This is a genomic window from Lysinibacillus sp. (assembly GCF_032093475.1).
GTDB lineage: Bacteria > Bacillota > Bacilli > Bacillales_A > Planococcaceae > Lysinibacillus > Lysinibacillus irui.
Genome location: NZ_DAMDAY010000202.1, coordinates 1 through 3,863, shown reverse-complemented (window position 1 = coordinate 3,863; position 3,863 = coordinate 1). Strand labels below are relative to the sequence as shown.

Here is a 3,863-nt window from a genome sequence, read left to right as displayed (position 1 = left end):
TAAGACTTAATGTTAACAACTTAATTTAGGATAATAATAGGATTCATTCCCTCAACTAACCTCCTATTATTACAGCTATTGTATACCGATAATTTCCAATTGTCTATAAATTCTGACTTTTTATACTAAATTTCCTTCAAAATGGAGGGATTTCACAAAGAAAAAGATCATCTCAACATAAAGTTAAAATGATCTTTTTCACCTATTTTATTGAGCTGCACCATGACAGTTTTTAAATTTCTTGCCACTTCCACAAGGGCATAAATCATTACGACCAATGTTTTCAGCCTTACGAACTGGTTGCTTTTTCGGAGCTGAGCCGCCGCCTTCTTCCTTTGGATTAACTGCTTGGCCCTTTGCCACCTCTTCACGCTCTAGATTATTGCGAATTTCTGCCTTCATCGCATACTTCGCAACATCCTCACGAATAGAAGCAACCATATCCTCGAACATCGCAAAACCTTCTTGTTGGTATTCACGAAGAGGATCATTTTGTCCATAGGCACGTAGATGGATACCTTGACGTAATTGATCCATTGCATCAATATGATCAATCCATTTCGTATCAATAGAGCGTAATAGAATAACCTTTTCAAACTCACGCATACGCTCTGGTGTCAATTCTGCCTCTTTTTCATCATAGCGAACATGAACAGCATCAGAAATCATTTGATTAATGTCTTCAGCAGATTTGCCTTGGAAATCAGACACTTTAAGTTGACCTTCATCAAGTAGGTTAGCCGCTACAAAATCTTCAATAGCTTTCAAGTTCCAATCTTTTTGCTCACCTTGCGTATATAGGCCAACAACATTATCGATTGTTTCTTGAATCATGGACTCAACGAGCACACGCATATTTTCTGTTTCCAATACATCATAACGCTCTTTATAAATGATCTCACGTTGCTGACGTAGAACATCGTCATATTGTAATAAACGCTTACGTGCATCAAAGTTATTACCTTCGACACGTTTCTGCGCTGATTCTACAGCTCTCGACACAACTTTAGATTGTAAAGGTTGAGAATCATCCATACCTAGGCGCATCATCATAGACTTCATGTTATCGGAGCCGAAACGACGCATTAGATCATCTTCTAGAGATAGATAGAATTGTGTAACCCCTGGATTCCCTTGACGACCAGAACGTCCACGAAGCTGGTTATCAATACGACGTGACTCATGGCGTTCTGTACCGATTACCGCTAAACCACCAATTTCGAGTACACCTTCACCTGGTTTAATATCTGTACCACGCCCCGCCATGTTTGTCGCGATCGTTACGGCACCTTTTGTACCAGCATTCGCAATAATTTCTGCTTCACGTTCATGGTTTTTCGCATTCAAGACATTATGTGGAATTTTATGCTTATCCAATAGTTTAGAAATAATCTCAGATGTTTCGATCGCAACTGTACCAACAAGAACAGGTTGGCCAGCTCTATGGCGCTCTGCAATATCAGCAGCAACTGCTTTATATTTGCCTTCCATCGTTGCAAAAATCAAGTCAGCACGATCATCACGAGCAATCGGTTTATTCGTCGGAATAGCTACAACATTCATATTGTAAATATTTCGGAATTCCTCTTCCTCTGTTTTCGCCGTACCTGTCATCCCTGCAAGCTTTTGATACATACGGAAGTAGTTTTGGAAAGTAATGGTCGCCATCGTCATCGATTCATTTTGAATCTCAACGCCTTCTTTAGCTTCAATTGCTTGGTGTAAGCCATCAGAATAACGACGGCCCTTCATCAAACGACCTGTAAAGCCATCAACAATCACAATTTCGCCATCCTGCACAACATAATCAACATCATTATGCATACTAACATGTGCCTTTAATGATTGATTGATTGCATGATTTAAACGAACATGTGTCAAATCAAACAGATTATCAATGCCGAAAGCTTTTTCTGCCTTTTCAACACCTGCATCCGTCAACGTAACACCTTTCGTTGATTCCTCATACGTATAATCCGTTTCCGCATTTAACATACGTACAAAGGCATTCGATTGCTTATAAAGCTGTGCTGATTTCCCAGCTTGACCCGAAATAATTAATGGCGTACGCGCTTCATCAATTAAAATCGAGTCGACCTCATCAATAACAGCATAGTGCAACGGACGTTGTACACGTTCCTCTTTATAAAGCACCATGTTATCACGTAAATAGTCAAACCCTAGCTCATTGTTTGTACTATACGTAATATCCGCCTCATACGCAGCTCGTTTTTCCTCTTTTGAAAGGCTGTTTAGGTTAAGACCAACCGATAAACCTAAGAAATTATACAGCTGTCCCATTTCAGCAGCATCACGACTTGCTAAATATTCGTTGACTGTAACAACATGTACACCTTTACCAGTGATCGCATTTAAATAAACAGCCATCGTCGCCGTTAATGTTTTACCTTCCCCGGTTTTCATTTCTGCGATATTACCTTCATCAAGCGCAGCAGCCCCCATAATTTGAACACGGAATGGGTACATTTCTAAAACACGTTTCGCCGCTTCTCGACAAACAGCAAAAGCCTCCGCACGAATCGAATCTAACTTCTCTCCATCGGCATAGCGCTTTTTAAAATCGTCTGTTTTCGCTTGTAATTGATCATCTGAAAGCTGTTCCATTTGAGAAGCGAAACCCTCAACTTGGTCAGCGATTTTTTCTAATTTTTTTAACTCACGTTTATTGAAATCAAATAATTTATTTAATAGGTTTGCCATGAATGTTTTTCACTTCCTATATAGATTCAACTTTCATTTTACCATTGTGTAACAGTTTCATGCAAACGGTCACCCCGTTTACAGTAGTAGCCATACAAAAAAAGACTCTCGCCATCGCGAGAGCCTTTGTCATCATGAAGTTTAAGTTGTTTCAATTAAGCCATATTTTCCGTCTTTACGTTTATACACAATATTTGTGCCATTTGACTCAGCATCTGTAAAGACATAGAAATCATGTCCCAGCATATTCATTTGTAAAACAGCCTCTTCTTGATCCATTGGTTTTAAATCAAATTGCTTGGTACGCACAATGGAGTATTCTTCTTCCTCTGTAGCGGCATCAGCGGCTGCTTGTGTAGTAGCAAAATAAAGGCCTGCACCTTCACGCTCACGGAATTTACGGTTTACTTTTGTTTTATGCTTACGAATTTGACGCTCTAATTTATCAACAATTAGATCAATAGCAGCATACATATCGTTATGACGCTCTTCAGCACGCAGAGTTAAGTTTTTCATTGGAATTGTGACTTCCACTTTAGTTTGCTTGTCATTGTAAACCTTTAAATTGACATTAGCGTTGGCGTTAACATCTTCGTTAAAATAACGTTCCACTTTGTCGACTTTGTTCTCAACATACTCTCGAATAGCTGGAGTTACCTCAATATTTTCACCACGAATGTTAAAGTTTAACATGTAAACTCCTCCTTTATAACTGCTATACTATATATTTCTACACAAGTGTGTGAAATTCCTCTAAAATCATTCTTTTTTTTACAAAATATTTTTATTTTAATTTAGTAGAAAACTTTATTTTCTATCAGTGAATTTACCGTGCGTTCAAACTACTCCTGTATGGAGACACACTGTCATATGGCAGTGAAAGTATTATGATTAAAAATCATTTTGTTTCTTCGCTTCTGCCGCTTCCTTTTTACGTCGCATCTTTAATTCTTCAACAATCAAATCTTCTACTGGTCCTTGATCATTGAAATGGATGCCATATTGCTTACCGTTACCAAACGGGCGACTCCAAATGACATCCCCATATGCTCGCACCTCAAGTGTATCAAGTACAAATCGGAGGTCCAATGGTGGAGGGTTGACGCCTAAATCCACTTCAGTAAACATTTTTAATCCACGCG

At 38.8% G+C, this 3,863-nt stretch carries 2 protein-coding genes and 1 pseudogene; all 3 read right to left on the bottom strand.

Annotation, left to right across the window (positions count from 1 at the left end):
- Window positions 1-207: 207 nt before the first annotated feature.
- Window positions 208-2,721 carry a preprotein translocase subunit SecA gene (gene secA / locus RT445_RS23245; RefSeq protein WP_312504871.1) on the bottom strand — a complete coding sequence of 838 codons (2,514 nt, stop codon included), beginning with the start codon at window positions 2,719-2,721 and terminating at the stop codon, window positions 208-210.
- A gap of 141 nt (window positions 2,722-2,862) precedes the next feature.
- On the bottom strand, window positions 2,863-3,414 hold the full coding sequence (hpf, locus tag RT445_RS23240; RefSeq protein ID WP_274795657.1) for a ribosome hibernation-promoting factor, HPF/YfiA family: 552 nt from the start codon (window positions 3,412-3,414) through the stop codon (window positions 2,863-2,865).
- 198 nt (window positions 3,415-3,612) lie between these two features.
- Window positions 3,613-3,863 (bottom strand): annotated as a pseudogene (locus tag RT445_RS23235) (PilZ domain-containing protein); the annotation flags it as partial.